This is a genomic window from Paenibacillus sp. FSL L8-0333, from assembly GCF_037965665.1.
GTDB lineage: Bacteria > Bacillota > Bacilli > Paenibacillales > Paenibacillaceae > Paenibacillus_AQ > Paenibacillus_AQ odorifer.
Map to the genome: position 1 here is coordinate 6215066 of NZ_CP150186.1, position 24503 is coordinate 6239568.

General features: G+C 46.9%; 16 protein-coding genes, 1 tRNA gene and 3 rRNA genes. 1 reads left to right on the plus strand and 19 read right to left on the minus strand.

Annotated features, from left to right (window positions below; all coding sequences use genetic code 11):
• Positions 1 to 135 precede the first annotated feature (135 nt).
• From gltX to NYE72_RS27910, 16 genes are all read right to left on the minus strand, one after another.
• Positions 136 to 1599, minus strand: a complete 1464-nt coding sequence (gene gltX, locus NYE72_RS27835) for a glutamate--tRNA ligase (protein WP_076105939.1) — start codon at positions 1597 to 1599, stop codon at positions 136 to 138.
• Between the two features lie 51 nt (positions 1600 to 1650).
• Positions 1651 to 2139 (minus strand): 2-C-methyl-D-erythritol 2,4-cyclodiphosphate synthase, encoded by a 489-nt coding sequence (gene ispF / locus NYE72_RS27840; RefSeq protein WP_036680486.1) that lies wholly within the window; start codon positions 2137 to 2139, stop codon positions 1651 to 1653.
• Positions 2136 to 2834 carry a 2-C-methyl-D-erythritol 4-phosphate cytidylyltransferase gene (gene ispD, locus NYE72_RS27845; protein WP_076215384.1) on the minus strand — a complete coding sequence of 233 codons (699 nt, stop codon included), beginning with the start codon at positions 2832 to 2834 and terminating at the stop codon, positions 2136 to 2138. Before ispD ends, ispF begins: the two co-directional genes overlap by 4 nt.
• A 95-nt stretch (positions 2835 to 2929) precedes the next feature.
• The gene (locus tag NYE72_RS27850) at positions 2930 to 4018 is read right to left on the minus strand and encodes a PIN/TRAM domain-containing protein (RefSeq protein ID WP_036680481.1); all 1089 of its coding nucleotides are present in this window, start codon (positions 4016 to 4018) and stop codon (positions 2930 to 2932) included.
• Positions 4019 to 4195: 177 nt separating this feature from the next.
• Complete coding sequence (gene pssA / locus NYE72_RS27855; protein ID WP_036680477.1) at positions 4196 to 4933, minus strand: CDP-diacylglycerol--serine O-phosphatidyltransferase; 738 nt, start codon at positions 4931 to 4933, stop codon at positions 4196 to 4198.
• Positions 4934 to 4997: 64 nt separating this feature from the next.
• Positions 4998 to 6074 carry a DNA integrity scanning diadenylate cyclase DisA gene (disA, locus tag NYE72_RS27860; RefSeq protein ID WP_036680475.1) on the minus strand — a complete coding sequence of 359 codons (1077 nt, stop codon included), beginning with the start codon at positions 6072 to 6074 and terminating at the stop codon, positions 4998 to 5000.
• Between the two features lie 13 nt (positions 6075 to 6087).
• A complete protein-coding gene (gene radA / locus NYE72_RS27865) occupies positions 6088 to 7455 on the minus strand; it encodes a DNA repair protein RadA (protein ID WP_036680472.1) in 1368 nt (455 codons plus the stop codon).
• Between the two features lie 186 nt (positions 7456 to 7641).
• Entirely contained in the window at positions 7642 to 10110 is a 2469-nt protein-coding gene (gene clpC / locus NYE72_RS27870) for an ATP-dependent protease ATP-binding subunit ClpC (RefSeq protein WP_036680471.1), read from the minus strand.
• Positions 10111 to 10145: 35 nt separating this feature from the next.
• Positions 10146 to 11210 carry a protein arginine kinase gene (locus tag NYE72_RS27875; protein WP_036680469.1) on the minus strand — a complete coding sequence of 355 codons (1065 nt, stop codon included), beginning with the start codon at positions 11208 to 11210 and terminating at the stop codon, positions 10146 to 10148.
• 28 nt (positions 11211 to 11238) lie between these two features.
• Positions 11239 to 11763: a UvrB/UvrC motif-containing protein gene (locus NYE72_RS27880; protein ID WP_036680467.1), complete on the minus strand. Its 525-nt coding sequence runs from the start codon at positions 11761 to 11763 to the stop codon at positions 11239 to 11241.
• Between the two features lie 30 nt (positions 11764 to 11793).
• Positions 11794 to 12255 carry a CtsR family transcriptional regulator gene (locus NYE72_RS27885; RefSeq protein ID WP_036680465.1) on the minus strand — a complete coding sequence of 154 codons (462 nt, stop codon included), beginning with the start codon at positions 12253 to 12255 and terminating at the stop codon, positions 11794 to 11796.
• A gap of 293 nt (positions 12256 to 12548) precedes the next feature.
• Positions 12549 to 13721, minus strand: a complete 1173-nt coding sequence (locus NYE72_RS27890; RefSeq protein ID WP_076099624.1) for a GNAT family N-acetyltransferase — start codon at positions 13719 to 13721, stop codon at positions 12549 to 12551.
• A 421-nt stretch (positions 13722 to 14142) separates the two neighbouring features.
• Positions 14143 to 14259 (minus strand): 5S ribosomal RNA (rrf, locus tag NYE72_RS27895).
• Between the two features lie 128 nt (positions 14260 to 14387).
• Positions 14388 to 17314, minus strand: a 23S ribosomal RNA gene (locus tag NYE72_RS27900).
• 172 nt (positions 17315 to 17486) lie between these two features.
• Positions 17487 to 17562: transfer RNA gene (locus NYE72_RS27905), tRNA-Ala, on the minus strand.
• A 101-nt stretch (positions 17563 to 17663) separates the two neighbouring features.
• Positions 17664 to 19221, minus strand: a 16S ribosomal RNA gene (locus NYE72_RS27910).
• The 16S, 23S and 5S rRNA genes sit together here with 1 tRNA gene alongside, the layout of an rRNA operon.
• Before the next feature lie 404 nt (positions 19222 to 19625).
• Between NYE72_RS27910 and NYE72_RS27915 the strand changes: the two genes are divergently transcribed.
• Positions 19626 to 20882 carry an MFS transporter gene (locus tag NYE72_RS27915; RefSeq protein WP_036678676.1) on the plus strand — a complete coding sequence of 419 codons (1257 nt, stop codon included), beginning with the start codon at positions 19626 to 19628 and terminating at the stop codon, positions 20880 to 20882.
• A gap of 4 nt (positions 20883 to 20886) precedes the next feature.
• On the opposite strand, the gene NYE72_RS27920 is transcribed toward NYE72_RS27915, so the two are convergent.
• The 3 genes from NYE72_RS27920 to NYE72_RS27930 form a co-directional block, all read right to left on the minus strand.
• The gene (locus NYE72_RS27920) at positions 20887 to 22689 is read right to left on the minus strand and encodes a PBP1A family penicillin-binding protein (protein WP_339210896.1); all 1803 of its coding nucleotides are present in this window, start codon (positions 22687 to 22689) and stop codon (positions 20887 to 20889) included.
• 53 nt (positions 22690 to 22742) lie between these two features.
• Positions 22743 to 23327 carry a HAMP domain-containing protein gene (locus tag NYE72_RS27925; RefSeq protein ID WP_076317162.1) on the minus strand — a complete coding sequence of 195 codons (585 nt, stop codon included), beginning with the start codon at positions 23325 to 23327 and terminating at the stop codon, positions 22743 to 22745.
• A gap of 62 nt (positions 23328 to 23389) precedes the next feature.
• A complete protein-coding gene (locus tag NYE72_RS27930) occupies positions 23390 to 24502 on the minus strand; it encodes a HAMP domain-containing sensor histidine kinase (protein WP_076317161.1) in 1113 nt (370 codons plus the stop codon).
• Between the last annotated feature and the right edge of the window lies 1 nt (position 24503).

Sequence of the window (24503 nt, forward strand, 5' to 3'; positions counted from 1 at the left end):
CCTTTCTCGGTTATTCTCTCTGGCAATTGTCTTCAATGGACGTACTTCTCCTGATCACAGCTATTATCATATAATTCTATCTTAGCGCAAAAGACAAGATACTGACAAGGGGGTTTAGTCGTATGAAATACGACCTTAAGCGCCCTTAATTTGTGATTTCAAACGTTCGATAACGCGATTTTTGCCGAGCAAAGCAATGGTTATATTAAGATCACGTCCGTGCGTTTGTCCGGTCAGAGCCACACGAATTGGCATAAAAAGTGCTTTGCCCTTATGACCTGTTTCTTTCTGTACTTCCTTAATCAGAACAGCCATGTTGCTTGCACTGAAATCCTGACAGGCTTCAACTTTAGCCAGGAAAGCAGACAATACCTCAGGGACTTGGCTTTCAGCCAGAACCTGCGCTGCTTCCGTCTCTAACTCTAGGTGACTGCGGAAGAACAGTTCCGATAGCGCCACGATGTCAGAAGCTGCAGTCATCTGCTCTTGATACAATGCGACAAGGCTTTCCGCCCATGTTTGTTGCTCTTCGTTCAGCTCAGCAGGTATTTTACCCGCTTTTTGCAGATGTGGAATAGCCAGTGCAGAGATCCGTTTAGGATCAGCATGCTTAATATAATGATTATTCAGATGCGCCAGCTTGTTTTTATCAAATACAGCCGGGCTTTTGGACAAACGGTCCGCATCAAAAATAGAAATAAGTTCTTCTTTACTGAAGATCTCTTCTTCTCCCTCTGGAGACCAGCCAAGCAGAGAAATGAAGTTAACCAGAGCCTCAGGCAAGTAACCCAATTCATCATATTGCTCGATAAACTGAATAACGGATTCATCCCGTTTGCTGAGCTTCTTGTGGTTGTCGCCAACAATAAGCGTCATGTGACCAAATAAAGGTGGCTCCCAGCCTAGCGCTTCATAGATCATAAGCTGGCGGGGTGTGTTGGAAATATGGTCTTCTCCACGCAATACGTGGGTAATAGCCATCAGATGATCGTCAACAGCTACCGCGAAGTTGTAGGTCGGAATTCCGTCCTTCTTCACAATAACAAAGTCACCCATTTCTTTTGTGTCAAAAGAAATACTGCCTTTTACGAGATCATCAAACGCATACGTACGATCTTCTGGCACACGGAAGCGAATGCTGGCAACTCGTCCCTCAGCTTCAAAAGCTAGACGTTGCTCTTCAGTCAGATCACGATGTTTGCCAGAATAACGAGGCGTTTCTCCGCGGGCAGTCTGTTCTTCACGTTCCGCCTCCAGCTCTTCCTCTGTGCAATAGCAGCGGTAAGCCAAACCTCTGTCCAGCAAATCCTGCCAATGCACACGATATAAGTCAAGACGTTCTGTCTGACGGTAAGGTCCGTACTCTCCGCCAACATCAACACTCTCATCCCAATCCATACCCAGCCATTTCAAATACTTAAGCTGGCTCTCTTCACCACCAGCGACATTGCGCTTTACGTCTGTATCTTCAATTCTGATAATGAATTTACCGCCTTTATTACGGGCGAACAGATAGTTAAACAGCGCCGTTCTGGCGTTACCTATATGTAAATGTCCCGTAGGGCTCGGTGCGTAACGCACCCGGACTTCATCCGTCATTGTATTCCCTCCGCTTCATATGGTTGAACTTAATTTACTACTTAGACCATCTCAAGATGATATCACATCTTGGAGTAGACAGACAATAGATTGTGCGGCAATTCCTTCGCCGCGTCCGGCAAAACCAAGCTGCTCAGTTGTAGTAGCTTTAACATTTACCTTGGACGGGTCGGCATTAAGCGCACGTGCGATAATCTCGGTCATTTGTGGAATGTACGGAGCCATCTTAGGCTTTTGGGCGATAATCGTTGAATCAATATTTCCCAGCTTATATCCTCGCTCACGAGCAAGTGCCCATACCTCTTCTAGTAACTTCAAGCTATCTGCGTCCTTAAAGGCTGGATCTGTATCCGGAAAATGTCTGCCAATATCACCAAGTCCAAGTGCGCCTAGAATCGCGTCACTAACTGCATGCAGCAGTACATCTGCATCGGAATGCCCAAGCAATCCTTTTTCGTAAGGAATCGTAACTCCCCCAATAATACAAGGCCTGCCCTCTACCAGCTGATGCACATCAAATCCTTGTCCTACAGCGATCATGATTGTCCCTCTCCCCTGTTTCTTTCTGTGAATTCTGCATAATCCAAATCATCAGGTGTCGTAATCTTAATATTTCTGTAGCTTCCCTCTACCACAGAAACCGGAATCCCCGCACGCTCCGCCAAGCTGGAGTCATCGGTGCCCAGAAAGCCATCCCGTTCCGCCGCTGCATAAGCCTCCAGCAAATCAGAAAGACGAAAAGTCTGCGGGGTTTGAATCGCCCACAGACTTCGCCGATCCGGCGTAGACAGTACTTGTCCTTCATTATCCACCTGTTTGATCGTATCCTTGACGGGTACAGCAAGAACCGAAGCACCAATCTGCTTCGCTCGTTCGTAGCAAGCCTCAATTTCATTCGGCTGTACAAACGGACGAACACCATCATGTACCATTACCCACTGTGTCGTAAGTTTCAACAACCCTTTATGTACGGAATGCTGACGCTCAGATCCACCAGTTACTATAGCCTTAACCTTGTCCAGCTTATAGAGCTGTATCCATTCCCGGCAGCGTTCAACATCCTCTTCACCGGTTACGAGCACGATTTCAGAGATCAATTCGTGCTGCTGGAATACCTCCAGCGTATGAACGATAATCGGCTTCCCCTGCAGTAACAAATATTGCTTGCTCTCCGCAGTTCCCATTCGCGTTCCTCTGCCTGCCGCCACAATGACGACGCCCACACTGTTTGACATTAATCTGGCTCCTGTCTTTCACGTATAATCCCATCATAACGTGTTTGGCGGGCATTTCCAACCCATAGGACAGTCCCCATACACTTTATCTTCACTTATTGCGCTTTTTCCAAAAGTTTTGGCTTAGCAAATATCATTCGGCCAGCCGAAGTTTGCAGCACGCTAGTGACCAGAACCTCCATCGTAGTCCCGATATATTCCCGTCCGCCCTCTACAACAATCATCGTTCCATCGTCTAAGTAGGCTACACCTTGCCCATGCTCTTTGCCATCCTTAATGACCTGAACTACGATTTCCTCACCAGGCAGCACTACTGGCTTCACAGCATTCGCCAGATCGTTAATATTCAGTACGGAAACGCCCTGCAATTCGCAAACCTTATTTAAGTTGAAATCATTAGTGACTACTTTACCTTGCAGTACCTTCGCCAACTTCACTAACTTACTGTCAACCTCAGAGATTTCTTCAAAATCTCCCTCATAGATCAATACCTTCACATCAAGCTCTTTTTGAATTTTGTTTAGAATATCAAGCCCACGCCGTCCCCGGTTCCGCTTCAATAAATCCGAAGAATCAGCAATATGCTGGAGCTCTTCTAGTACGAATTCAGGTATGACAATGGTTCCCTCAATAAATCCCGTCTTACAAATGTCAGCGATTCTTCCATCGATAATAACACTTGTGTCGAGGATTTTATGTTCCTCAAGCCCGCGGCCTTCCGGCTCAGCCGCTTGACCCCAGCGTCCAGATGTCCACAGTGCAGCTAGCTCCTCTTTTTTCTCCAAACCGATCCGCAGCCCCAGATATCCAAAAGCTAACGTAGCCGGCACTTGCAGCAGCTGCCCAGCTTTCCCAAGCCAGATCATTGCAGGGTATAACAGGAGAGATAACAGAAGCCCCCCTGTAAGCCCAGCTGCACTTGCAGCTAATTCATTCATTGGAATACGCGAACAGTAGTGAACCGCCTCCCGCAGTTTTGAACCTCCCCATTCCGCGCATAAAGACCCCGCAAACAAAAAAATAATGGCACCCAGCACCGTAAATAAAATGCTTCCTTCTACAGGTAAGCTTTCACCCAGCTTTTCCATCCCCTTGGGGAATCCTCTTTCGAGCGCATGGTATAGCGAAAAACCTGACCAAGCACCACATATTAAGGCAAAAGACAAAATCACTTTTTTCCACATAACCTAACGCACCTCCTTTTTATTCATCCTAAATGGATCTATTCCTCACCAGTATGTTCCAATTTTCAAGACGATAAACTTGGGGTAGTGCTGGAAATGCAAAAAGGCTTTGCCATCCCCTAGGGAAGACAAAACCTTTGGTCATAATTTATTCAGTTACCTTACCTTATGGACCGATTAACCGTTCTTGGAGTGATACACTTTATCCTCTGAACGGCTACGACGACGATGACGGCGTCTGGCAGTCAACCGATCAATATTTTGCTTAAAGCCGTATAATGCGTAAATTCCAAGTAAGACAAAGATCAGCTTAGCGATTTGCTCTGGGAACACTACAGCTACAGCCACTGCAACAACAATAACCACTGGCGCTCCAACCACCGCTTTTTTCGGCAATCCAATCTTTTTGAAATTAGGATATTTAACAGTGCTGACCATCAAATAAGATAAGAGCAGTGTAGCAACGATCATAAACGGAGCCGAAACATCTTTATTAAAAAGAGCTAATGTGGCCAGTACACCACCTGCAGCAGGAATTGGCAAACCGATAAAATAACCCGGAACCCCCGGACGAACATTAAAACGGGCTAAGCGCAAAGCACCAAACACCGGAAAAATCGCAGTTACTGTCCAGCCTAATGCAGAGTTCAAATCCTGCAGGCTTGAGACGTACAAAATAACGGCCGGTGCGACTCCGAAAGAAACGACATCAGATAAGGAGTCCAACTCCTTGCCAAATTCGCTTTCGCATTTTAGAGCGCGAGCTACTCGACCATCTAAGCCGTCTAACAGCATAGCAATAATAACCATGATAGCGGCCATGCTAATCTTACCGTCAAACGCCATCATGATACCAAACATTCCGAGCATCAAATTACCTATCGTAAAAAGACTCGGAATTGATTTTTGTATCATTTCTTCACCTCAATTTTCTAACTTTGGCCTTTAACGTCCCCAATATTACGTGATTGTATGTTATTTACATTTGCCTGTCAATAAGAACTTGCTTCTGTAAACGTTTGAGCCCATCCTGAATATTACGGGCCCGCACCTCCCCAATTCCGTCCACTTCATCCAATTCAGCTATGCTTGCGGACATCAAATTAGGCAGCATTTCAAACCGCTCCACCAGATTGTGAATGATCACATTCGGAAGCCGCGGAATTTTGTTAAGCAGGCGATAACCACGTGGAGTCACCACTTCTTCAGAGGTAATTGCCGTAGAAGAATAACCCAGTATACGGGCAATATGGTTGTCATCCATCAGATCATCATCGCTTATCCGTTTGAGACCGGCGATAATTTCACGGATTTTATCTTCCTGCTCTTCCTTAGCATAGTCTCTGTATAGAAGCCATGCTTCTTCCTCTGTATTTCCAACCAGTTCTTCCATCTGCATGCTGATCAGGCGTCCTTCGTTGCCCAATTCGTTGATATAGCGTTTGATCTCCATTTTTATGCGCAAAACCATCTCTACACGCTGGATAACACCCACTACTTCAGCAACGGTAACAATGCCCTCATATTCTGAAGCTGACAAATTCGTCAGTCCTTGCGTGAGCACTGCTTTATACTTCTCGAGTGTCTGAATCGCTTGGTTAGCCTTTGCCAAAATAGCCCCGATCTCTTTGAGTGCATAACGTATCGAGCCTTGATAAAGCGTGATGATATTGCGGCGTTGTGAAATGGAAACCACCAGCTTACCCGTTTGCTTCGCTACCCGCTCCGCGGTCCGGTGACGGATCCCCGTCTCGATGGATGAGATAGAAGAATCCGGTATAAGTTGTGTATTAGCATACAATATACGCTTTAAATCCTCACTTAGAATAATAGCTCCGTCCATTTTAGCTAGCTCATATAAATAATTGGGCGAAAAATCGCAGTTAATGGAGAATCCGCCATCCACTACGTCCATCACCTCAGGACTGTACCCTACGACAATAAGTGCCCCTGTCTTAGCGCGCAGCACATTCTCCAAACCTTCCCGAAAAGGTGTACCCGGTGCCGCCAGTCTGAGCAGATCATTCATATTCTCTAATTGGTTATATTCTTTCATATCCCTGTGCCCCCTAATCTAACGCGACCGATAGTGCATCTGCTACGGTACTGACGCCAATAATCTGGATATCTTGCGGGTGCTTCCATCCCTTCATGCTCTTTTCAGGCATAATCACCCGCCGGAAGCCAAGCTTTGCGGCCTCCTTAACGCGCATTTCCGCGCGCGAAACGCCTCTTACCTCACCGGTAAGTCCTACTTCTCCGAAGAAAACGTCGTAAGGTTTTGTTGAAATATCACGAAAACTGGAGGCGATACTAATTGCTACAGCTAGATCAATCGCCGGTTCATCCAGCTTTACTCCCCCGGCAACATTAAGGTATGCATCCTGATTCTGCAGGAACATGCCCATCCGTTTCTCGAGTACAGCGATAATAAGTGCCATCCGCTGGTGATCCATGCCTGTGCACATTCGCCGTGGGGAAGGGAAGTGGGTGGCAGCAACAAGTGCCTGAAGTTCTACAAGCACAGGTCTAGTTCCCTCCATACTAGCCACCACAGTAGAACCAGCCACGCCAAGCGGACGTTCCGATAAAAAGAGCTCCGATGGATTCTCTACTTCGGTAAGCCCCGCTTCACCCATTTCGAAAATGCCGATTTCATTCGTAGAGCCAAAGCGGTTCTTTACAGCCCGCAAAAGTCTATACGTATGATGCCGCTCACCCTCAAAATACAGCACGCAGTCCACCATATGTTCAAGCATCCGTGGTCCAGCAATAGCCCCTTCCTTGGTAACATGACCAACGAGAACTGTTGCAATTCCACGAATCTTAGCGATACGCATAAATCTTGTCGTACACTCCCGAACCTGGGTCACGCTGCCTGGCGCACTCGTTACTTCTGGCATAAATACGGTCTGAATAGAATCGATGACAAGAAATTGTGGCTGGATTTGTTCGATCGCTTCTTCTATGCTTTCCATATTTGTCTCACATAGTACATAAAGCTCCGTTGACAACGCATCGAGGCGATCCGCGCGCAGCTTAGTTTGCCTTACCGATTCTTCGCCCGAGATATACAATACTCGCAATCCCTGTGTTGTAAGGGCGTGCGAGGTCTGTAATAAGAGCGTAGATTTACCGATTCCTGGGTCTCCCCCTACTAGTACCAGCGATCCTGGTACGATCCCCCCACCGAGAACACGGTTAAGCTCACCTATACCTGTCAGTATGCGCGGTTCCTTGTCACTTTCTATACTTATGATCGACTGTGCCTTTTCTTTACTATGAAAAATAGGGGCATTCATTCCCTGTGTTTTGACTACGCTTTCCGTTTCCTCCACCATGGAGTTCCAAGCCTGGCACCCTGGGCATTTCCCGAACCATTTTGGCGATTCGTATCCACAGTCGGTGCAAAAAAATTTTGTTTTTGCTTTAGCCATTTGTTCTCCTTACGGTCCGAACTGTTTACAATTCGGATCATTTTCTTCTAATGAAAGTTTACCATTTCTACCCCTTTAACGAAAGGTCATTCGGTATTTGCATTAAATGTATATTTTAAATTGATCTATTTCCAATAAAAAAAGCTTCCGCTCCTCTATAAATAAGGAGCGAAAGCCTTGTTTATTTTATTCGGATTCTACTTCTTTTTCAAGCGCTGGCGCTACTGGAGCGTCCACTTTAGTCACCACAAGTTCTCCGCCGACCTCATCAATATTGAGGGAATCACCCTTTTGGATATTTCCTCTCAACAATTCCTCAGAAAGACGGTCTTCAATATGCTTCTGAATTGCCCGGCGCAATGGACGTGCACCAAAGGCTGGGTCATAACCTTCTTTAGCCAAGAATGCCTTCGCTGCATCCGTGAGTACAAAATCAACATCATATTCACGCAGGCGCTTGCGCAGCTCATCAGACATCAACGTAACGATCTCAGCGATATGTTTCTCATCGAGTGAGTGGAAGACGATGATTTCGTCGATCCGGTTCAAGAACTCTGGACGGAAGCTCTTCTTGAGCTCTTCCATAACCTTGCCCTTCATATTGCCGTATTCTGCTCCTGCATCCTGCACAGCCGTGAATCCAAGCGTTGAGTTCTTCTTGATTGCCTGTGCGCCTACGTTAGAGGTCAGAATGATAAGTGTATTGCGGAAGTCAACTACCCGGCCTTTAGAGTCGGTGAGGCGACCATCTTCAAGCACTTGCAGCAAAATGTTGAATACTTCCGGATGTGCTTTTTCAATTTCATCAAGCAGTACTACCGAGTATGGTTTACGACGTACCTTCTCTGTTAATTGGCCGCCTTCTTCATAGCCGACATATCCAGGAGGGGCACCAACTAAACGGGATGTGGAGTGCTTCTCCATGTATTCCGACATATCAATACGGATGACCGCATTCTCATCGCCGAACATGGCTTCAGCAAGCGCACGAGCCAACTCAGTTTTACCTACACCCGTAGGACCGAGGAAGATAAAGGAGCCCATTGGACGTTTCGGATCTTTAAGACCCGCACGCGCCCGGCGCAATGCCCGGCTGACAGCCTTAACAGCTTCGTCCTGACCAATCACTCGTTCATGCAGCAGAGCTTCCATGTTAAGCAGACGGTCGGTCTCTTCTTCTTTCAGCTTGCTTACAGGGATTCCCGTCCAGCTTGCAACAACCTGTGCGATATCTTCAGGTGTAACTTCAGAATCGGTGCGTCCTTGTTTTTCTTTCCACTGGTTCTTAGTCGTATCAAGCTCTTCACGGATTTTTTGCTCCGTATCACGCAGGGCAGCCGCTTTCTCAAACTCTTGGCTCTGAACAGCAGAATCCTTCTCCTTGCGGATATCATCCAAGCGCATTTCTAGTTCCTTCAGATTTGGCGGGATAGTGTAAGAGTGAAGCCTTACTTTAGACCCTGCTTCATCGATAAGGTCAATGGCTTTATCCGGCAGGAAACGATCCGGAATGTAACGATCAGACAGCTTTACAGCTTCCACGATAGCTTCATCCGTAATTTTCACACGGTGATGTGCTTCATAACGATCGCGAAGTCCAAATAAAATTTGTACCGCTTCTTCTGGAGATGGCTGATCCACCGTAATCGGTTGGAAACGACGCTCCAAAGCTGCATCTTTTTCAATGTATTTACGATATTCATCCAGCGTAGTCGCACCGATGCACTGAAGTTCTCCGCGGGCTAAAGCCGGCTTAAGAATGTTGGAAGCATCAATAGCACCTTCTGCGCCACCAGCACCGATCAGCGTATGAAGCTCATCGATAAAGAGTACGATATTCCCCGCTTGGCGAATCTCATCCATGATTTTCTTGAGGCGGTCTTCAAACTCGCCGCGATATTTAGTACCAGCCACTACCGAGCCCATATCGAGCGTCATTACGCGTTTGTCGCGCAGTGTTTCTGGGATTTCATTATTAATGATCTTTTGGGCCAAGCCTTCAGCAATAGCTGTTTTGCCAACCCCAGGTTCACCTATCAACACCGGGTTGTTCTTCGTCCGGCGGCTCAGTACCTGAATAACACGTTCAATTTCCTTGCTACGACCGATAACTGGATCCAGGTTACCATCCTTGGCATAAGCCGTCAAATCGCGTGCTAGGCCGTCTAGAGTAGGTGTGCTGACATTAGCAGGTGTTCCGCTATGACTGGATGCAGCCTCGCTGCTTCCCAGAAGCTGAAGCACTTGCTGACGAGCTTTGTTCAAGCTGATGCCTAGGTTATTAAGCACACGAGCCGCGACACCTTCTCCTTCACGAATAAGTCCTAGCAGAATATGCTCAGTGCCGACATACGTATGTCCCAGCTTGCGGGCTTCGTCCATCGACAACTCGATTACTTTTTTGGCGCGAGGAGTATAAGCAATGTTCGTAGGTTGTTCTTGGCCTCTGCCAATCAGTGTCTCCACTTCGTCCTGGATTTTTTCAAGACCCAGACCCAAAGCGATTAATGCTTTAGCAGCAATGCCGTCTCCTTCACGAATAAGTCCTAGCAAAATATGTTCTGTGCCAATATTGTTGTGTCCTAAACGAACAGCTTCTTCCTGCGCTAGCGCTAGCACTTTTTGTGCGCGTTCCGTAAATCTTCCAAACATCATATCTCCTGCACCTCCATGAATAATAAATATCTATATTAATGTTGTGTTCCCAGTGTTTCTCGGAGCAGTTTCGCCCGATACATATCCCGTTCAGTGGCGTTCATCTCGTCACCGAACATTTTTTGCAGAAATCCTGGCTGTGTCTTAACGTTCAGCTCATTAAGCACGGAAATCGAAGGGCCTTCCAGTATGCCAAGGTCAACCCCAAGTCTCACATCAGACAGCCGTTGTGCGGATTCTTTAAGCTCCATTAGAGCAGCGTAACACAAAATCCCATAAGATCTTTTCACTCGGTCTGTAATTCTTAAAGCGGAATCTACAAGCAGCCTTTCACGGGCATTTCGTTCATGCTCTATAATCTGGGTGACTACACTGTGAAGGTTCTCGATGATTTCACTTTCTGTTTGACCGAGAGTAATCTGATTGGAAATTTGAAAGATGTTCCCTACTGCTTCGCTGCCCTCACCATAAATTCCTCTTACAGTCAATCCCACTTGGTTCACTGCTGACAATATGCGATTGATCTGTTGGGTCATTACTAGTGCTGGCAAATGCAGCATTACTGAGGCACGCAGCCCTGTACCCACATTGGTGGGACAACTGGTCAAGTATCCTCTTTTATCATCAAAAGCGTAATTCACAGCCGATTCGAAGATATCGTCGATGGCTGTCGCACGTTCCCATGCTTCTCTTACCTGAAGACCCGGGAACAGACATTGGATCCGCAGATGGTCTTCTTCGTTAATCATGATGCTGACCGACTCATCTTCATTTAATATCACAGCTGCGCCACGTGAATCATTAGCCAGATTAGGACTGATGAGATGTTTCTCGACCAATACCTTTTTATCCAGTTCATTCACTTCAGCAAGCTTTATCAGTTGAAAAGATCCGAATTCGGCAGCAGTTTCCCCATGAAACACAGGGGCCAGCAGCTCTAATACTTCTTCCGATTGCTCTAAGGAAGCAAGCATAGGGAATGGAAGATGCTCTAAATTACGTGCAATACGCATACGGCTGCTAATTACAATCTCGGAGTGACTGCCTCCCGAGCGCATCCAATCACTAAGCGCTTGTTCAGTAAATCGGAGACTTGACATGTCATATCCCCCCTATATATCAAAGACTTTACTCTTGTGCCATTTCTTTTTCAAGTTGGCGAATTTGATCCCGAAGCTCTGCCGCAGTTTCGAATTCCTCTTGTGCGATACTTTGCTGTAATTCCAGCTTCAATTCATCAATTTGCCGCTTGAACACAATTTGTGCTCCAGCACGTTTAGGAATCTTGCCTACATGCGAAGTGCTGCCATGCACCCGTTTAAAGAGCGGGTCCAGTGCACTGTTAAAATATTTATAACAGGAGCTGCAGCCAAAACGACCCAATTTGCTAAACTGCGAGTACGTCATTCCACAATTCTCACATTGCAGACTTTGCGTAGTTTTCGTAGCAGCCGTCTTTTCCTTACCGGCCCCTTCAAGATCAAGCAGACCAGACAGCAAGCTGTGAATGGAGAATCCTCCAGCAGTTCCCGGGATCAGTTCACCCTTCTCCCGCGCACAGCTCTCGCAGATATGAAATTCTGTCTTCTCTCCATTCACGATCTTGGTGAAATGGAGTGTTGCTGGCTTGACGCCACATTCCTGACATTGCATAAGCGAAAGCCCCTCCCTTATGATTGACAATTATTTGCCTAACAAAGAGATTAACATCGCCTTCATAATCTTGGCCCGAATCTCATCCCGATATGGAATCTTAACCGTTAGGCAATCCCGAGAAACAGCAGCGCGCATAAGACACGCCTCACGCTTGCTTAGAAAACCAGCTTCCTCCAGTTGATAAATCAACCCTTCGGCAGCGTTCTGATCTATCCCGCCACCTATAGTATGGTTTAAATGGGCATGCAGTGCCACGTTTGGCGGCAATTCAAAACGTTGAATACGAATATATCCCCCGCCACCACGCTTACTTTCCACCACATAGCCTTTTTCCAGTGTAAAGCGTGTACTAATAACATAATTGATCTGTGACGGTACGCATGAGAACTGGTCCGCCAGGTCATTTCGCTGGATTTCCACCGTACCTTCGGGACTTTCATGCAAAATATTCTTCAGATATTGTTCAATAATATCAGAGATATTGCGCATCACTCATCCTCCAGTGCTCTTTAAAGCTTCATAATATCGCTTGCGCCCGCATCCTTAATGACATTCATTAGTGAACTTCATTCATATAAGTCTGAAGAAAACTTCACAAATTCAGAGGATCGCACTGTATGTCATCAGGTGCGTTGACTTTGACTTTCTTTGACTTTTTAATATTATAACATATTCTGTGCTAATTCCAAGAGGATTCTCTTATTTTTCACTTTTTTCAGCGAATGTATTCGGAAATAAAGAACTCTCCCAGCTTCTTTCGAAGGGGAGAGCCTAATTATTTTCTAAAAATGATCAAAAAGTGCCGTTTCAGCTTGCGGTATGATTTCTTCGAGCCATTCCAGAGCCGTCGGATTACCAGTCACACGTCCATAACGAGCCAGCTCTGCTGGGCGTTTATATCCAAACATTAGAATCGTCAGCGTACCAATATCACAGCTTAAGTCAGCTGCATCCCGTTCACCCTCTATACGCAAGAAAGCTGCTGCTCCCTTTTCGGAGACAGTCCATTCCCACAACCCGTCATTCCATGGGGCATATTTATCTTCAATATAGATAACCTGTTTCTTCTGACTGTTGTAACGCTTAAAAGAATAACTCTCCACGAATGCTTTAGCATTAACAATACGCGCCATAAAATAAGGATAATTCTCCTGCTCTATACGCGGATCAGGCAGCAAAAAAGGTAACATATCATCGGATGGCACCAGTTTTAGCGATGCACCGGTCACCATCGAATCGTGATTCGCAAGAAATGTCCACAGCCCCTGCCGGGCCTGTTCGTTCAAAAACACAAATTCATCAATGACCAGTTCTCTATTTTCTATCTTATATAGTACGTATCCTTCAGGTTCCCCAAGCTGTGAATAAAATACCGCAGTCTGACCTTCATCATCCAGAACAGAGCTCTCCCACCAGTCCAAATCACGCTTAAGTGTTCCGTTATATCTAACTGCAAAACGATTGTATAAGTTGTCCAATACTTCGATATCTATAACACCACGTCTTACCTTGCCCTCAACTTCAACCTTCTTGGGAAACTTGGCAACAGGAATGGAGTATTTCTTATATTCACAATAAACTTCCCAACCAAATTTGCGATAAAAGGGGATCAAGAACGGATGCAGAAAAGATAATGTCTGCCCCGCCTCATTCATCGTTTGCAGCGTATGCGCCAGGAGCTTTGCCACATGCCCCTGTCTGCGATTCTCTGGCCATGTCGCTACCCCTGCGATCCCTCCCATAGGTACTAATCTACCTTGTATGTACACTTCGAACGGAAGAAGAGTAAGTTTAGCTTCCAAAGTACCTTCTTCAAAAGCACCCCATACGCGTTCTGCTTTAAATCTTTCCTTAGCATTCGCCCTTTTCTCACTAGGCAGCTTGTATTGAAAAGCATATTCAGATAAATCCATGCTTAGATCAAACTCTTCTGAGTGCAACTGTCTGATATCCACAAAACTCACCTCATCATTTATGAATTTACTTTTATGGTTAGTATAACAAGAGAGTGTATTGTGTGCGAATTATAAGGATATTTTTCGAACTTTTTTTAGTTATCCACAGCCTTAGGCAGTTTTAAAAATAGTCTTGTAATCTTGTTCTATTCAAGTTAAAATAATTATCCACTTATCAATCCCTCTATCCACATAAATATGACTATATCCACAGCAACCCGTGTATTACTTAGGTTTTCTGTTGACAGATCTACATAAATTTGTACTTAATCCACACCATCCGGTGATTTTTTGCCTTTTAATCATCTATCCACATGTGCGTAAGTTTTCTGCAAATTCCAATGAATTATCCACAAGTTTTCCACAATCTATAATAGACGCAAAAAAGCCACTGTCGAGTTATCAACAGTGGTCTATTTGTGCTTGGCAACGTCCTACTCTCCCAGGACCCTTCGGTCCAAGTACCATCGGCGCTGGAGGGCTTAACGGTCGTGTTCGGGATGGGTACGCGTGGAACCCCTCCGCTATCGCCACCAAACATGCGTCTGTGAAACAGACGCTGCCGCGTGAAATTCGGTTCATCACCTGAAGTGACAATGAATTTCTAAGCGTGTTACAGGCTTGATGCCTGAAAACTGAATCCGAAACGAATCTGCATTCTACGTATAGGATAAGCCCTCGACCGATTAGTATTGGTCAGCTCCATGCATTGCTGCACTTCCACCTCCAACCTATCTACCTCGTCGTCTTCAAGGGGTCTTACTAATTGGGAAATCTCATCTTGAGGGGGGCTTCACGCTTAGATGCTTTCAGCGCTTATCCCGTCCGTACGTAGCTACCCAGCCATGCTCCTGGCGGAACAACTGGTGCACCAGCGGTACGTCCATCCCGGTCCTCTCGTACTAAGGACAGCTCCTCTCAAATTTCCTGCGCCCACGACAGATAGGGACCGAACTGTCTCACGACGTTCTGAACCCAGCTCGCGTACCGCTTTAATGGGCGAACAGCCCAACCCTTGGGACCTACTTCAGCCCCAGGATGCGATGAGCCGACATCGAGGTGCCAAACCTCCCCGTCGATGTGGACTCTTGGGGGAGATAAGCCTGTTATCCCCAGGGTAGCTTTTATCCGTTGAGCGATGGCCCTTCCATGCGGTACCACCGGATCACTAAGTCCGACTTTCGTCCCTGCTCGACTTGTAGGTCTCGCAGTCAAGCTCCCTTATGCCTTTGCACTCTGCGAATGATTTCCAACCATTCTGAGGGAACCTTGGAACGCCTCCGTTACTCTTTAGGAGGCGACCGCCCCAGTCAAACTGCCCGCCTGACACGGTCCCCGTACCCGGTAAGGGTACTAGGTTAGAACCTAGATACGATCAGGGTGGTATCCCAACGGCGCCTCCACCGAAGCTTGCGCTCCGATTTCTACGGCTCCCACCTATCCTGTACAGATCGTACCCAAATTCAATATCAAGCTGCAGTAAAGCTCCATGGGGTCTTTCCGTCTTGTCGCGGGTAACCTGCATCTTCACAGGTATTAAAATTTCACCGGATCTCTCGTTGAGACAGCGCCCAAGTCGTTACGCCATTCGTGCGGGTCAGAATTTACCTGACAAGGAATTTCGCTACCTTAGGACCGTTATAGTTACGGCCGCCGTTTACTGGGGCTTCGGTTCATAGCTTCGGGTTACCCCTAACCACTCCCCTTAACCTTCCAGCACCGGGCAGGCGTCAGCCCGTATACTTCGCCTTGCGGCTTCGCACAGACCTGTGTTTTTGCTAAACAGTCGCTTGGGCCTTTTCACTGCGGCCCCCTCGTGCTATTCACACTACCGGGGCACCCCTTCTCCCGAAGTTACGGGGTCATTTTGCCGAGTTCCTTAACGAGAGTTCTTCCGCGCGCCTTAGAATTCTCTTCTCGCCTACCTGTGTCGGTTTGCGGTACGGGCACCTTCTCCTGGCTAGAGGCTTTTCTTGGCAGTGTGAGATCATGACCTTCGCTACTATAATTTTCGCTCCCCATCACAGCCCAGCCTTATCGATGTGCGGATTTGCCTACACATCAGCCTCACTGCTTAGACGGACATCCATCAGTCCGCGTCACTACCCTCCTGCGTCACCCCATCGCTCATAGCGGATTACGGTGGTACAGTAATTTCAAACTGTTGTCCTTCGACTACGCCTTTCGGCCTCGCCTTAGGTCCCGACTTACCCTGAGCGGACGAGCCTTCCTCAGGAAACCTTGGGCTTTCGGCGGATCAGATTCTCACTGATCTTTTCGTTACTCATACCGGCATTCTCACTTGTGTAGTGTCCAGCGCTCTTTTCAGTACACCTTCAACCCCTACACAACGCTCCCCTACCCCAGATACATACGTATCTAGCCATAGCTTCGGTGGTGTGTTTAGCCCCGTTACATTTTCGGCGCAGAGTCACTCGACCAGTGAGCTATTACGCACTCTTTCAATGGTGGCTGCTTCTAAGCCAACATCCTGGTTGTCTGTGCAACTCCACATCCTTTCCCACTTAACACACACTTGGGGACCTTAGCTGATGGTCTGGGCTGTTTCCCTTTTGACAATGGATCTTAGCACTCACTGTCTGACTCCCGGCAATAAGTATATGGCATTCGGAGTTTGACTGAGCTTGGTAATCCTTGCGGACCCCGCACCCAATCAGTGCTCTACCTCCACTACTCTTATACCGAGGCTAGCCCTAAAGCTATTTCGGGGAGAACCAGCTATCTCCGAGTTCGATTGGAATTTCTCCGCTACCCCCACCTCATCCCCGCACTTTTCAACGTACGTGGGTTCGGGCCTCCAGTGCGTGTTACCGCACCTTCACCCTGGACAGGGGTAGATCACACGGTTTCGGGTCTACGTCCACATACTAATTCGCCCTATTCAGACTCGCTTTCGCTGCGGCTCCACCTTCTCGGCTTAACCTTGCATGTTAAACGTAACTCGCCGGTTCATTCTACAAAAGGCACGCCATCACCCATAGATCGGGCTCTGACTTTTTGTAAGCACACGGTTTCAGGTTCTATTTCACTCCCCTTCCGGGGTGCTTTTCACCTTTCCCTCACGGTACTGTTTCACTATCGGTCGCCAGGTAGTATTTAGCCTTAGCAGATGGTCCTGCTGGATTCATACGGGGTTTCACGTGCCCCGCACTACTCGGGATCCGTCTCGGAGAGAACACAGTTTAGGTTACAGGGCTTTTACCTCTATCGCGGGCCTTTCCAGACCTCTTCACCTACCATATTCCTTTGTAACTCCATGTGAGACGTCCCACAACCCCTAAGAGCAAGCTCTTAGGTTTAGGCTGTTCCGCGTTCGCTCGCCGCTACTGACGGAATCACTATTGTTTTCTCTTCCTCAGGGTACTTAGATGTTTCAGTTCCCCTGGTCTGCCTCTACACTTCCTATGTATTCAGAAATGAGTAACTGCGAATTACCACAGCTGGGTTTCCCCATTCGGACACCCCCGGATCAAAGCTTGCTTACAGCTCCCCGAGGCAGTTTCGTTGTTCGCCACGTCCTTCGTCGGCTCCTGGCGCCTAGGCATCCTCCGTGTGCTCTTATTAGCTTAACCTTGATTTTTCCGTAGGAAAATATCATACGATGACATTCTCTTTGGAAAAATCTCACTAATAACATTTACTTGTTTGCACAAGTTGCTAAAAGATGTTCTAAAACGCAAATTCGTTTCGGTATCCAGTTTTCAAGGATCAAGTGTATAGACATAACAAATAGATGAAGTTTGTTGGTGGAGCCAAGCGGGATCGAACCGCTGACCTCCTGCTTGCAAGGCAGGCGCTCTCCCAGCTGAGCTATGGCCCCGCAAATTCCATCAAAACCGAACAAATGGATACACGTTAATTGGTTGTGGAAGTTAAACTTCCGATTTGAATGTTCTCATTGCAGAGAACGATTCTCCATAGAAAGGAGGTGATCCAGCCGCACCTTCCGATACGGCTACCTTGTTACGACTTCACCCCAATCATCTACCCCACCTTCGGCGGCTGGCTCCCTTGCGGGTTACCCCACCGACTTCGGGTGTTGTAAACTCTCGTGGTGTGACGGGCGGTGTGTACAAGACCCGGGAACGTATTCACCGCGGCATGCTGATCCGCGATTACTAGCAATTCCGACTTCATGCAGGCGAGTTGCAGCCTGCAATCCGAACTGAGACCGGCTTTGATGGGATTGGCTCCACCTCGCGGCTTCGCTTCCCGTTGTACCGGCCATTGTAGTACGTGTGTAGCCCAGGTCATAAGGGGCATGATGATTTGACGTCATCCCCACCTTCCTCCGGTTTGTCACCGGCAGTCACTCTAGAGTGCCCAGCATTACCTGCTGGCAACTAAAGTTAAGGGTTGCGCTCGTTGCGGGACTTAACCCAACATCTCACGACACGAGCTGACGACAACCATGCACCACCTGTCTCCTCTGTCCCGAAGGCCGCTGCTATCTCTAGCAGATTCAGAGGGATGTCAAGACCTGGTAAGGTTCTTCGCGTTGCTTCGAATTAAACCACATACTCCACTGCTTGTGCGGGTCCCCGTCAATTCCTTTGAGTTTCAGTCTTGCGACCGTACTCCCCAGGCGGAGTGCTTACTGTGTTAACTTCGGCACCAAGGGTATCGAAACCCCTAACACCTAGCACTCATCGTTTACGGCGTGGACTACCAGGGTATCTAATCCTGTTTGCTCCCCACGCTTTCGCGCCTCAGCGTCAGTTACAGCCCAGAAAGTCGCCTTCGCCACTGGTGTTCCTCCACATATCTACGCATTTCACCGCTACACGTGGAATTCCACTTTCCTCTTCTGTACTCAAGCCACCCAGTTTCCAGTGCGACCTCAGGTTGAGCCCAAGGTTTAAACACCAGACTTAAATAGCCGCCTGCGCGCGCTTTACGCCCAATAATTCCGGACAACGCTTGCCCCCTACGTATTACCGCGGCTGCTGGCACGTAGTTAGCCGGGGCTTTCTTCTCAGGTACCGTCACTCCGGTAGCAGTTACTCTACCGGACGTTCTTCCCTGGCAACAGAGCTTTACGATCCGAAAACCTTCATCACTCACGCGGCGTTGCTCCGTCAGGCTTTCGCCCATTGCGGAAGATTCCCTACTGCTGCCTCCCGTAGGAGTCTGGGCCGTGTCTCAGTCCCAGTGTGGCCGTTCACCCTCTCAGGTCGGCTACGCATCGTCGCCTTGGTGGGCCGTTACCCCACCAACTAGCTAATGCGCCGCAGGCCCATCCCTCAGTGACAGATTGCTCCGTCTTTCATTCTTCTCTCAGGAGAAAAAAGAAATTATCCGGTATTAGCTACCGTTTCCGGTAGTTATCCCAGTCTGAAGGGCAGGTTGCCTACGTGTTACTCACCCGTCCGCCGCTAAATTATTTTGAAAGCAAGCTTTCAAAATAATTCCGCTCGACTTGCATGTATTAGGCACGCCGCCAGCGTTCGTCCTGAGCCAGGATCAAACTCTCCAATTAGTATTGAAAAGAGCGATATGCTCATTTTGAAACTGACGATTCATTAATTGAATCTTTTTAAAAATTAACGTGTTCCATTTGTTCAGTTTTCAAAGAACTTGCTCCTAGCATTTCGACATTCAATGTCTCTTGCACAGGAATTAGAGTATATCATGTTTGTTTCTATCTTGTCAACTTATTTCTTCATCGCTTGTGTTTCGTATGTGCGATGCGTCGTAAGCACAAGAGATAATATACCATGCTGTCATTGAGTTTGCAAGCTTTTTTTGAAATAAAAAAATCATTCGTATAAATAACTTCAATACAACACAAATTGATACCATTCATCCATTATTTGTGGCTAAATAGAATTTATCGTATTCGCCAATCTTACCTTCTAACTATCAGTACAGAGAGGAGTCAAAATGAAGACCAAACCTACAGACGCTGCGTCCACGGTAGACAGCAAGGACAAGGAGCAGCGTAATCTGCAGCAGGCAACGATTTATAAAATTTTGTTAGCTGTCAGTTTTGTTCATTTATTTAATGATTCTATACAAGCAGTCATTCCAGCAATCTTCCCTATTCTCAAAGATAATCTACTGCTCTCTTTCGCCCAGATTGGATGGATCTCATTCGCTTTAAATATGACGTCATCAGTAATCCAACCCGTCATTGGATATGCTGCAGACCGTAAACCCCGTCCTATATTATTACCACTGGGTATGTGCAGCACATTTTTAGGTGTACTTCTATTGGCTTATGCCAATAGCTATTTTCTGGTCTTATTCTCGGTTATCCTGATCGGATTCGGTTCAGCCACCTTCCACCCAGAAGGTATGCGTGTTGCTCATATGGCCGCAGGTCAGCGAAAGGGATTGTCGCAATCTATTTTTCAAGTGGGCGGCAATGCTGGCCAGTCCCTGGGTCCAATGCTTACGAAATGGGTATTCATCCCCTTTGGCCAGATTGGTGCCCTAGGCTTCACGATCGTCGCGGCTGCCGGAATCGCTGTTCAGACCTATGTAGCTCGCTGGTATAGAGAAATGCTAGATGCCGGTTATACCTTTCATAAAAAATCAACAGCACGAGCAATCGACCCCGCCCGCCGAAAAAGCATACGAACAGCAACGATTATTCTTGTATTCCTAGTCTTTGTTAGGTCTTGGTATGGCGCTTCTATCGGTAGCTACTACGCCTTCTATCTAATGGACAAATATCAAATGACACTGGATAAAGCCCAAATCTATATTTTTATGTATTTGGCTGCTGGCGCAGTGGGTACATTTTTTGGGGGTCCGCTGGCTGACCGTTTTGGACGGCGTAATCTCATCTTACTGTCAATGGTCGGAACCGTCCCCTTTGCGCTTGCTCTACCCTTTGTAGGTCCATTATGGGCGGCTGTATTGCTGCTGATTGGCGGTTTCATACTTCTGTCCAGCTTCTCGGTTACCGTCATTTATGCTCAAATGCTATATCCGGGCAACATTGGCACAGTTTCAGGTCTGATCACGGGACTTGCTTTTGGACTCGGCGGGATCGGCTCATTAGTCCTCGGCAACCTCATTGATAGTATCGGGATTGCTAAAGTGTTCATCGCTTGCGGCTTCCTCCCGCTGCTTGGGTTTCTTGCCTTGCTGCTTCCTAGAGATGAGAAATTAGAAGAATGGGCGGCGCAATAACTTCTCAATGATCACTTAAGGCTTTACTCATTACTGTAGAAAATAGAGCGGCAGCCTTCCCGCTGCCTTCAGTCATATAATTATCCTGATTCGTACGATCAAAACCCATCCATACCGCAGCTGTCCACTCCGAAGTATAGCCTACAAACCAAAGATCCCGATTGGCTTTCTTGCTCACGCCAGCCAAGTCCAATTGGGTCGTACCGGTCTTTCCCGCTACTGGTCTGTTCATCTGCGCTTTTTTCCCTGTTCCTTCATTAACAACATTGCGTAACATAGCCGTCATCGCTTCTGCGGTACGCGGCGAGATTACCTGACGTGATTCAGAGGGATGAGTATACAAGACCTTCCCTTTTGAATCCGTTATGGAGCGCACCATATGAGCCGCATTAAATTTGCCTCCACTAGCAAAGACACTGTAGGCCTGGGCCATTTTTAGTGGAGAAACCCCATTATGAAGCCCCCCCAAAGCTATAGATAAATGATTGTCCTCCTCCGTCAGTACAATTCCTAATTTGGCGGCAAATTGCCGCGCAGAAGAGATTCCAACCTGCTTCAATAGCCATACAGCTGGTGCATTGATGGACTTTTGCAAAGCTGTGTTCATTGTAACCTGACCTTGGTATATACCGTTCAAGTTCTCAGGCTTATAGCTGCCATAAGCAACTTTACGGTCGGACAGCACACTATTCGAGTTGAATTTCCCGCTCTCGAGTGCAGGTCCATAATCAATGATCGGCTTAAAGCTGGAACCAGGCTGACGTGCATCAATAATAGCTCTGTTCAAATTGCCCTCGTTTTGATCTCGCCCACCAATCAACGCCACTACTTCTCCTGTACGATGATCCATTATGGTCATAGCTGCTTCTACCTGCTGATCTTTTCCGTCAGGTGGAAATGAAGCCTCTTTGAGAACGGCCTGCTCAAGTGCCTGCTGTGCTTTGATGTTCAAACCTGTAACTATAGTGTAGCCGCCTGTACGAAGCTCCTCTACGGATTTCCCTGTGATCTGAGCCGCTTCCTTAAGGGCGGCATCCACATAATACACTCCGGCAACCCCATTTTCGACCGCAGCTGGAGGCTGATATTGTTTATTCAGAGCTTCCTGCATTTGCTCATACGTGATTAGTCGCTGATTGAACATCATCTTTAGCACTAGATTTCTTCTCGTTTTGGATAATGCACTATTGTCTACTGGGTTATAAATAGAGGGTCCTTTAGGGATTCCCGCCAGAGTGGCTATTTGCCAGATCTCCAATTTTTTCAGATCAGACACGCCGAAGTAACGCTTCGCTGCTGCTTTTACTCCATATTGTCCCCGCCCCATATAAATCTGATTGAGGTACAGCTGCAAAATCTCACGTTTCGTCAGTCGCTGCTCCAAGGCAAAAGCAATAGAGGTTTCATTTAACTTGCGCAGCATGTTCTTATCTCTGTTCAAATAAAGATTGCGAGCAAGCTGTTGAGTAATACTACTGCCACCTTCTGATAAACTCATGTCCAAGATATTTTTTAAGAAAGCGCGTGATATCCCTTTATAATCGACCCCTTGATGGCTATAAAAACGGCGGTCTTCTACTGTTAAAAAGGTATTTATCAATAAAGCCGGCATCTCCTCAAGCTCTGCTGTAAGCCTATAACCCGAGCTCGGTAGCGGAGTCATTCGTATAACTGTTCCATCTGAAGCTGTGATGAGGCTTGATTCTGGCAATTGCAGCCTATCCTCATGCCGGTTAAGTACGATCCCCCCATACTGGTATACATAAAAAAAAATCAAAAGCGCCAATACCGTACTAATAACACTCACATCAAATAATAGGTACCCTACTCGCAATATCCGGGTGCGTGCATTCCATCTGCTCATGATTCGATAATCAGGTTCTCCAGGAACCGCTCCATACTGCGCACTTCATCATTCGCCGCTGCAAGAAGTGTATGTACTTCCGCCTCATCCTCTTCAACCTCACGGAGGGTGCGAAGTATCGCCCTAGTCCTTATTAATAAAGCTACTGCTGGTGTGTCCTCTATCCGCTTTGAGCTTGCATCCCTATCTGGAACTTCTATTCTTTGCATTCGATTGAGGTTAGCAGCAATTTCACCTATTTCTCCTCCAGAAAGAACCTTGATGTTCTGAGCGACTCCTTTGTCTGCCAGCTCCGAGGTTCCCACCACTAGCGAGCGCAAATCATCAGCTATTTTCTGTGAACGAAGAACATACAGCCCACCGAAGACTAGAATAAATAGAAGGATGGCACTAGGGGTTTGACCCATATGATTAATAACCCAATGAATAATCCGGACAAAAAAGGCTTCTGATTGGCCCGAATAATGAGAATACAGCAAAGCGACAGCCCGCTGGACAACAAAAAGAAAGGCAGCACTCAAAAGAGCGCAACCCATAAAAATATATAAATAGCTGATACGAACCGTCCGAAGTTTTGGCATGGTAGTTCCCTCCTTGTGCCACAAGGATAACTTCCAAATCTTAAGAACCCGCCAGAGTTTTCTTAAGATTCTATGAAGAATGGGAAACGGGTAATAAAATCCGTGCGAAGAGATGTACTTTCTACATAAATAACGCCATTGTGGCGTTCGATGATACTTTTGGCAATCGCAAGTCCAAGCCCTGAGCCGCCTGTATGCTGTGAACGCGACTTTTCTGCCCGATAGAATCGTTCAAAAATAAAAGGGATATCACTTTCCGCAATCCTCTCTCCGAAGTTGCTAATACGGACCACAGCATCATTTTCCTTTTTACTGAAACCTATCTCCAATTTCCCGCCGCTTCTGCCGTAACGGATCGCGTTAGTAATCAAATTTTCATAAGCACGTACTAATTCTTTAGGCGAAGCCTCTATCGATAACTCATCAGCAACGTCCTCGATTTCATAGATCATATCCGCCTTTGTTAGTTCAGGAACTGACTCCTCCGCCAGCTGCCATATGAAGGCCTTCAAATCCAATCTCTGCATAACCAAAGGGTACTCTCCACTATTTACACGTGTGTATTCAAAAAGATCATCGATCAGTTTACGCAGCACCAGGGATTTGTTGTAGGCTATATCCACGTAATACCGGATTTCCGCTTCTTCCTGACATCGATCTTGTTCGATGTATTCCAGAAAACCCAAGACAGAGGTAAGCGGGGTGCGCAAATCATGGGAAACACCTGTGATCAAGTCATTTTTTGCATTTACAGCTTTACGTTCCTCCTCTATGGAGTGCTGCAAACGCTCAGCCATTTCATTAATATTCTCAGCCAGCACACCCAGCTCATCCGTGGTTCTGACTTCAATTCTATGGGACATCCCGGAGCTTGTAATTTCTCGAATCCCTTTTGTGATCTCTTCCAGATACAGCACAACTTTACGAGTGTAGATAAAAAAGAATAATAAAAAGCTGATAATACCAGCTGCTGTCATTAGTGGCATAGAGCCAATATGATTAATAATCCAGCGCAGTATGCGTGAATAGGGAGCCGACTCTGAAGCCGGATTTAGATAGATCATAAAGTTGACGAGTTGGTACCCTGCCATAAGCAGCAAAGCGCCTGAAAGCACACTCAGCAAAAAAGCGAACATAAACTTCCAACGAATCGTCGTTATATATTTAGAATTCAAG

What these genes read in the sequence shown, in the direction of transcription:
- NYE72_RS27875 (WP_036680469.1), bottom strand. Translation starts at nt 11,210, where the DNA reads ATGTCAAGTCTCCGATTTACTGAACAAGCGCTTAGTGATTGGATGCGC.
- NYE72_RS27925 (WP_076317162.1), bottom strand. Translation starts at nt 23,327, where the DNA reads ATGCCAAAACTTCGGACGGTTCGTATCAGCTATTTATATATTTTTATG.
- gltX (WP_076105939.1), bottom strand. Translation starts at nt 1,599, where the DNA reads ATGACGGATGAAGTCCGGGTGCGTTACGCACCGAGCCCTACGGGACAT.
- ispF (WP_036680486.1), bottom strand. Translation starts at nt 2,139, where the DNA reads ATGATCGCTGTAGGACAAGGATTTGATGTGCATCAGCTGGTAGAGGGC.
- disA (WP_036680475.1), bottom strand. Translation starts at nt 6,074, where the DNA reads ATGAAAGAATATAACCAATTAGAGAATATGAATGATCTGCTCAGACTG.
- clpC (WP_036680471.1), bottom strand. Translation starts at nt 10,110, where the DNA reads ATGATGTTTGGAAGATTTACGGAACGCGCACAAAAAGTGCTAGCGCTA.
- NYE72_RS27880 (WP_036680467.1), bottom strand. Translation starts at nt 11,763, where the DNA reads ATGCAATGTCAGGAATGTGGCGTCAAGCCAGCAACACTCCATTTCACC.
- radA (WP_036680472.1), bottom strand. Translation starts at nt 7,455, where the DNA reads ATGGCTAAAGCAAAAACAAAATTTTTTTGCACCGACTGTGGATACGAA.
- NYE72_RS27850 (WP_036680481.1), bottom strand. Translation starts at nt 4,018, where the DNA reads ATGTGGAAAAAAGTGATTTTGTCTTTTGCCTTAATATGTGGTGCTTGG.
- ispD (WP_076215384.1), bottom strand. Translation starts at nt 2,834, where the DNA reads ATGTCAAACAGTGTGGGCGTCGTCATTGTGGCGGCAGGCAGAGGAACG.
- NYE72_RS27915 (WP_036678676.1), top strand. Translation starts at nt 19,626, where the DNA reads ATGAAGACCAAACCTACAGACGCTGCGTCCACGGTAGACAGCAAGGAC.
- pssA (WP_036680477.1), bottom strand. Translation starts at nt 4,933, where the DNA reads ATGATACAAAAATCAATTCCGAGTCTTTTTACGATAGGTAATTTGATG.
- NYE72_RS27885 (WP_036680465.1), bottom strand. Translation starts at nt 12,255, where the DNA reads ATGCGCAATATCTCTGATATTATTGAACAATATCTGAAGAATATTTTG.